The organism is Sodalis-like endosymbiont of Proechinophthirus fluctus, assembly GCF_001602625.1.
GTDB lineage: Bacteria > Pseudomonadota > Gammaproteobacteria > Enterobacterales > Enterobacteriaceae.
Genome location: NZ_LECR01000001.1, coordinates 9,230 through 16,205, shown reverse-complemented (window position 1 = coordinate 16,205; position 6,976 = coordinate 9,230). Strand labels below are relative to the sequence as shown.

General features: G+C 52.0%; 8 protein-coding genes and 1 pseudogene. 5 read left to right on the top strand and 4 right to left on the bottom strand.

The annotated features are described in order from the left end of the window. The 4 genes from BG74_RS15190 to rpsB all read right to left on the bottom strand — a co-directional run. On the bottom strand, positions 1–243 hold a 243-nt coding region (locus BG74_RS15190; protein ID WP_244267025.1), incomplete at its 3' end, for a ribosome-recycling factor. A 68-nt stretch (positions 244–311) separates the two neighbouring features. Then, a complete protein-coding gene (gene pyrH / locus BG74_RS00075; RefSeq protein WP_066595528.1) occupies positions 312–1,037 on the bottom strand; it encodes a UMP kinase in 726 nt (241 codons plus the stop codon). Between the two features lie 143 nt (positions 1,038–1,180). Continuing rightward, positions 1,181–2,041, bottom strand: coding sequence for a translation elongation factor Ts (tsf, locus tag BG74_RS00070; RefSeq protein ID WP_066595526.1), 861 nt, complete (start codon positions 2,039–2,041; stop codon positions 1,181–1,183). 74 nt (positions 2,042–2,115) lie between these two features. After that, on the bottom strand, positions 2,116–2,880 hold the full coding sequence (gene rpsB, locus BG74_RS00065; RefSeq protein ID WP_066595524.1) for a 30S ribosomal protein S2: 765 nt from the start codon (positions 2,878–2,880) through the stop codon (positions 2,116–2,118). Between the two features lie 349 nt (positions 2,881–3,229). Here rpsB and map point away from each other — a divergent pair, with 349 nt between their 5' ends. From map to dapD, 5 genes and pseudogenes are all read left to right on the top strand, one after another. Next, positions 3,230–4,024: a type I methionyl aminopeptidase gene (map, locus tag BG74_RS00060; protein WP_066595522.1), complete on the top strand. Its 795-nt coding sequence runs from the start codon at positions 3,230–3,232 to the stop codon at positions 4,022–4,024. 166 nt (positions 4,025–4,190) lie between these two features. Next, positions 4,191–4,502, top strand: a complete 312-nt coding sequence (locus tag BG74_RS20070) for a hypothetical protein (protein WP_439895621.1) — start codon at positions 4,191–4,193, stop codon at positions 4,500–4,502. A 729-nt stretch (positions 4,503–5,231) separates the two neighbouring features. Further along, positions 5,232–5,647, top strand: a pseudogene (locus tag BG74_RS20065) ([protein-PII] uridylyltransferase); the annotation flags it as partial. An 80-nt stretch (positions 5,648–5,727) separates the two neighbouring features. Further along, on the top strand, positions 5,728–5,895 hold the full coding sequence (locus BG74_RS20060; RefSeq protein ID WP_439895620.1) for a hypothetical protein: 168 nt from the start codon (positions 5,728–5,730) through the stop codon (positions 5,893–5,895). A gap of 392 nt (positions 5,896–6,287) precedes the next feature. Beyond that, the coding region (gene dapD, locus BG74_RS00050) for a 2,3,4,5-tetrahydropyridine-2,6-dicarboxylate N-succinyltransferase (protein ID WP_244267024.1) at positions 6,288–6,976 on the top strand (689 nt) is incomplete at its 3' end.

The following is a 6,976-nucleotide window of genomic DNA, read 5'->3' as shown; positions in this document are numbered from 1 at the left end:
GGCTTTTTTCACCGCCGGCGCCAGAGCTCGGTCAAAGACGGTAATAGCCAGAGTGCGAGAATCTTCGGCGACAATATTAGCCAGCTGACGCAGCGGCGTTAGCGTGCCATAATATTTGATCTGAATACCGTCAAGCAGGCTCGGGGAAGCGCGGCCCGAGCGGACTTTGCTGATATGTTTTTTGAACGCGTCGACGCATTTTTCCATGCGAACCTCGGCATCTTTACGGATTTCATTAATCACGTTGCGAACCCTTGAGACTTGGTTGTCCAGGCGGACCGTGGCCATTGGTTGCCAGGCCCCGTTATGAATTACTTGGTAATTAAGGTGCCTTCTTTATCACCCATTACTACCCGCCGCAGCGCGCCAGGCTTGTTCATATTGAACACGCGAATCGGCAGATTGTGATCCCGTGCCATGGTAAAGGCGGCCAGATCCATGACTTTCAATTCTTGCTCCAGCACATCCTGATAGCTCAATTGATCGTAAAGTGTAGCATCCGGATGTTTTACCGGATCGGCGGAAAAGACGCCATCCACTTTCGTCGCTTTAAGCACAACCTCGGCTTCAATTTCAATACCGCGAAGACAGGCAGTAGAATCGGTGGTAAAAAATGGATTGCCGGTACCGGCGGCAAAAATGACCACGCGATTATTATGCAGCAGGCTGATGGCTTCGGCCCAGCTGTAGTTGTCGCAGACGCCGTTTAGCGGAATCGCCGACATCAGATGGGCATTGACATAGGATCGATGCAAGGAGTCGCGCATCGCCAAACCGTTCATGACGGTCGCCAATATACCCATATGATCACCCACCACGCGGTTCATGCCGGCCTTCGCCAGCTCCGCACCGCGAAACAAGTTACCTCCGCCAATAACCACACCCACCTGGACACTCAGCTCCACCAGTTCTTTGACTTCCTGGGCCATGCGATCCAGTACGCTATCGTCGATACCGAAACCTTCAGCGCCCTGCAGGGCTTCACCGCTCAATTTGAGTAGAACACGCTGGTAAATAGGTTTTGCGTTAGTTGCCATTCGACCTGTTCCTTGAGAGCGATTTCATGAGATAGAATTAACCTGGTGCCTCGGCCCGGCTGATAAGCGCGGCACACGTCGTGTGATATTATTCTGGCCTCATTAAAGCGGAACTTCCTGCAGGTGAGTTCCGAAAAACTTAATTAAAACTGCTTACCCATTGCGGCCACTTCGGCAGCGAAATCGACTTTGGCTTTCTCGATGCCTTCTCCTACTTCAAAACGGATGAACTTGTTGACCTTGGCACCGTGTTCTCTCAACAGCTGGCCGACGGTCTTACTTGGATCCATCACGAAATGCTGGCTGGTCAGAGAAATCTCGCCGGTGAACTTACGCATACGGCCTTCAACCATTTTTTCGGCGATTTCACGCGGTTTGCCGGACTGCATGGCGATATCCAGCTGGATTTGACGCTCACGGGCTACGACATCGGCCGGCACATCATCCGCGTTGACATATTCCGGTTTGCTGGCGGCGATGTGCATCGCGACGTGCTTCACCAGTTCTCCGTCCGCGCCGGTAGCCGAAACTATGACGCCTATGCGCGCGCCATGTAGGTAAGAGCCTAGCACGTCGCCTTCCAGAACGCCCAGGCGACGGATATTGATGTTTTCACCAATTTTGACCATTAGCGCAATGCACTTTTCTTCAAATTTGAACTTCAGGGCCTCAACACCACCAGTAATGTTTTCGTTCAGCGCCGCGGTGATAATTTCGTCGCCAAAGGCTTTGAAGCCGCGGTCTTTAGCAACAAAATCGGTTTCACAGTTCAGCTCGATGATGACGCCATATTTGCCGTCCTGCGCGATTTTAGTCAGGATGACTCCTTCAGTCGCGACGCGGCCCGCTTTCTTAGCGGCTTTCGCCTGGCCGGACTTACGCATATTGTCGATAGCCAGCTCGATATCGCCCTGCGCTTCAACCAGGGCTTTCTTACATTCCATCATGCCTGCGCCGGTACGTTCACGCAGTTCTTTAACCAGGGTGGCCGTAATATCAGCCATTATCTGTTCCTCGTTATCCCGTGTTTGAGATAGGTAAAAGGAGAGCCTGAATACAGGCCCTCTAACCAACATATTTAAAACTTAGTTAATAATGGCTCCTGAGAGCATGCCTTATTATTCAGCTTCCAAAAGCATTCTTCAGCTTGTTCTACCAGATCCTGAGAACGACCTTCGCGCACGGCAGTCGCAACGGCGGTCAGGTACAAGTTGATTGCGCGGATGGCGTCGTCATTACCCGGGATAATGAAATCCACGCCGTCCGGATCAGAGTTGGTATCAACGATAGCGAAAACCGGAATGCCCAGATTGTTGGCTTCTTTGATAGCTATGTGCTCATGTTCCGCATCGATAACAAACAGCGCGTCCGGCAGACCGCCCATATCCTTGATACCGCCCAGGCTATTTTCCAGCTTGCCTAGTTCACGGGTGCGAATCAGCGCCTCTTTCTTAGTCAGCTTCTCGAAAGTACCGTCCTGAGACTGAGTTTCCAGGTCTTTTAAGCGCTTGATGGACTGACGAACTGTTTTCCAGTTGGTTAACATCCCACCTAGCCAGCGATGGTTGACAAAGAATTGATCGCAACTGTTAGCCGCTTCTTTTACTACTTCGCTTGCGGCGCGCTTGGTGCCGACAAACAAGATTTTACCTTTGCGCGAGGCGATTCTTTTCAGCTCGGCTAAGGCCTCGTTGAACATCAGTACAGTTTGTTCCAGATTGATGATGTGAACTTTGTTACGGGCGCCGAAAATGAAAGGCTTCATTTTCGGGTTCCAGTAACGGGTTTGGTGACCGAAATGGACACCGGCCTGGAGCATATCACGCATGGAAACAGTTGCCATTATAAACCTCTAAAGTAAGTTTGGGGTTATACCTCCACGTTACCCTACACGACCGACCCCAGCCTTGCGGTCAGAGCACCCCTACGCATGTGCCAATACGTGTGTGTAATAACATAATTGAGTTTCGTTGCGACGAACAGCACGCGACTTAAAAAGTCTGGCACTATCTATCGCTATCGCCGCCGCGCTTTATACCATAAACCACTCCTAGACTCCACTAAATATTTTTCCTCGCGTGGCGGGACAAATGATAATTTGTCAGTGCCGAGCCGTACTGATACCATTAATGCCACCCGATAATTCATCTTATATTATTTTGTCGACCTTGGCGCCGACTGTGGATCTTTACATGGTCATTCCTATTAAAACATCATACGATATCGCTAAGATGCGCGTTGCCGGCCGGTTGGCTGCTGAGGTGCTGGAAATGATTGAACCTCATATTAAAGCCGGCGTAAGCACCGGAGAACTGGATCGTTTGTGCTACCATCACATTACCGAAAAGCAGCATGCCATTTCCGCGTCGCTTGGCTACCACGGTTTTCCGAAATCGGTCTGTATTTCGGTGAATGAAGTGGTGTGCCACGGTATTCCGAGCGATGAGAAAAAACTTAAAGATGGCGATATCTTGAATATTGACGTCACGGTCATCAAAGACGGTTTTCACGGCGATACCTCGAAGATGTTTATCGTCGGTAAACCGACCATTCTCGGCGAACGGCTGTGCCGGGTGACTAAAGAGAGCCTTTATCTAGCTATTCGCATGGTCCGGCCAGGCATCCGCCTGCGCACCCTCGGCAAGGCTATTCAACAGTTCGTTGAAGCGGAAAGCTTCTCGGTGGTACGCGAGTATTGCGGCCACGGCATCGGCGAAGACTTTCATGAAGAACCGCAGGTGCTACATTATGACGCCGACGATGGCGGAGTAGTGTTACAGCCGGGCATGGCGTTCACCATTGAGCCCATGATCAACGCTGGCGACTACCGCATCCGCACCATGAAAGACGGTTGGACAGTGAAAACTAAGGATCACAGTCTGTCGGCGCAGTACGAGCATACGATCGTGGTGACCGAGGATGGCTGCGAAATCATGACGCTGTGTACAGATGACTCGTTACCGACGGTGATCTGCCACCCGGCCTGATACCACTTGCAGCCCAACACCGAACAGCGGCAAGCGTTAATTCCGTACCAGCCCAGGTAAGACCGCTTTCGCACCGGGCTGCCACACTATACAGGTCAACTCGATACTGAACCAGATCCTTCAATATACCATCCCGCCATCGCGTCCTTGGCGTCGCCGGCCGCCGGTGAAACCTTCTTCTCCTCTCACCTGGCCGGATAACGCCCTCAACCACCCTTCTTTAAAAGAAGGGCTAGACGAGTTCCACCGCAGGCTGACCGGCGCCTTTAATGCGGAGGAGACGACGGAAATATTGGTGGATGCTCGCACGCTGTATATCGGCTACGGCAGTTATGGTATTAACACGGGTTTGTCCATGCTCCCCATACCGCCCTGGTGGATGTGGGGGATACAGCGGCGGCGAACTACTGGCGCTGTTGTGGGATTTGAAGCTGGAAATTGGCCACAGTGTACGCAGTATTGCCGAGTGCCTGGATAGGGCCGCTGATATTTGCGACCAAACTGATTGAGTCGCGCTTGATTTGCGACGATTTAGTGCTGTTTCTTACCATGCAATAGCAGTTGTTCAGCGATAACTTTTTGCCTTCGCAGGCGTTTTTCCGCCGCTAAATTGGCGGAGCTGCAGGAGTTTACGCTATCACGGCACCAGCTACAATCTGGAATCAGACATTAAAAGCAGTCCCAGTGGCCTGGCCTGCGGGATATCCATATGCTGCTCTGGCTGGAGCGCACTGCCATTTCGGCATCACCTTGATGGATGAAATGGTGAGCTTCGGCTTTATTATCCGACTTTATTATCCGCGCCGAGCGGGATGAACTAACTCAACGAATGCTAAGGCTTTCTTTTGCATTCGTTTCACCCTGCATCTAATGATGAATTGCTAAGACAACCACCTGCTATTCGACCGCCAGCAGAGCATGGTGCAACTACTGTGCTACTAGGGAGAAGAAAACCTGCTTGTTGAGCGGATGATGAAAGATTTCTTTCGCGCCACACACATCCGCCGCCGCGTAAGCGAGCTGAATCAAATGCTGCTGCAGTTGTTTGATGAAGCTATCCTGACCGCTTGTGCCACCAGATGAAAAGCCGCAGCAGCTGGACGACGAGTTTCAGCGGCGCGACAATCTCATTAAGTTACGCGACGAGACACTGTTTTCAGCCGACAGCCATAGGGCATTTTTCTCCGGATGTATTATGCCCGCCATCACCTACCTGAAGGCGCCGCTGTGCATAATCCCAGAAGCGCGCGCCGCCCTGTTCATGCAAATTTTTCATCAACCGGGTGAAAACATGCCCTGCTGCTGATGCATCGGCACAGCGTGCTGTGGGTTTACACGCCGCAATAGAGCAATATCATCGGTCAGATACATTTGACCTGTTCCATGCCTCTATACCGCCGATGAACACATACCATTTGGGTATTACTGAAGCTGGAAAGCTTTGCTGACGAAAGTCAGCTGGCTTACCATCCGCTGTTTATGAGGCTGTTTCCATGCCTGGGCAAGCGGCACTTATTGCTGGTGGATGTGCTCTATTTCACCGACATCGCCAAAGGGCGTGGCAGTGATCATTCCCAGTTCGGCGCCCGCGACGCGCGGGAATTCGCTGCGCTGCACGATTTGCCCGCAGAAGCCACCCGCGGCGACACCGAGATTTTCATTCGCAATTAGAACCGCCCCTATTTATTTTATTGTTCTCCTCGGTGACGGGTGAGCTGGATCGCCGTAATCTAAGCGTGCACGACACGCAGATTTTCGCTAACCAGTACGGGATGGCGATCAATACCTTCGTGGTGCTCGAGACGGACGGCAGCGCGCTGTCTCTGGACTGCTATCCCATCATCTGCCAAGCGTTGCTGCAAATCTTGTAACTCGGGGATTACCGACATCCGCTGGTGCGCCATACTTCTCTCAATCTGCGCCATTTCAATATGGGGACACCTCGGTAGTGTTTCTGTCTTACAGCACTGTCATTTGGAGCTGACAGTGCTTTACCAGCGAGGATTACCGGCTCGCGTCAGCGACGTTTTCATCTTCGTCTATTTGGGCATTTTGCTGCACGGCCGCGTATTTCCACTATCGACGAGTGGGTGGAGGATTTATTCATTCTGGCAGGCGGCGACAGGGTGCCCGCTCTCAGCACAGTAATGCTGGCGGAATTGTGTCGGCGCTTGACAGAAGAGATACTCAATATAAACGATAAAATATGATACAAGTAACGTTATGAGAATTTCCATTAAGCCGACAAGCAGGACACGACAGGATGCAGCCATTACAGCAGATTATTGAAACCGCCTTTGAACAACGTGCCCTGATTACGCCGGCTAACGTCGATGGCGCCACCCGCAACGCGATTAATCAGGTTATCTCTTCCCTCGACAGCGGAGCGCTGCGCGTAGCGGAAAAAATCAATGGCGAGTGGGTGACCCATCAATGGCTGAAAAAAGCGGTACTGCTTTCGTTTCGCATCGTCGATAATCGGCTAATCGAGGGCGGCGAAACGCGCTACTTCGATAAAGTACCGATGAAGTTCGCTGGCTGGGACATCAAACGCTTCCAGCGCGAAGGATTTCGCGTGGTGCCGCCGGCCAGCGTACGCCAGGGCGCCTATATCGCCCGCAATACAGTACTGATGCCCTCTTATGTCAATATCGGTGCCTATGTGGATGAAGGCACAATGGTAGACACATGGGCTACCGTCGGTTCCTGCGCGCAAATCGGTAAGAACGTCCATCTGTCCGGCGGCGTCGGTATCGGAGGCGTGCTGGAACCGCTGCAGGCTAACCCGACCATCATCGAGGACAACTGTTTTATCGGCGCCCGATCTGAGATCGTCGAAGGAGTAATCGTCGAGAAGGGCTCGGTTATTTCCATGGGAGTATCTATCGGCCAGAGCACCAAAATCTTTGATCGTGAAACTGGCGAAGTGCATTACGGCCGCGTACCGGCAGG

Coding starts and splice junctions, on each gene's coding strand:
- pyrH (WP_066595528.1), bottom strand. CDS start 1,037: ATGGCAACTAACGCAAAACCTATTTACCAGCGTGTTCTACTCAAATTG.
- tsf (WP_066595526.1), bottom strand. CDS start 2,041: ATGGCTGATATTACGGCCACCCTGGTTAAAGAACTGCGTGAACGTACC.
- rpsB (WP_066595524.1), bottom strand. CDS start 2,880: ATGGCAACTGTTTCCATGCGTGATATGCTCCAGGCCGGTGTCCATTTC.
- map (WP_066595522.1), top strand. CDS start 3,230: ATGGTCATTCCTATTAAAACATCATACGATATCGCTAAGATGCGCGTT.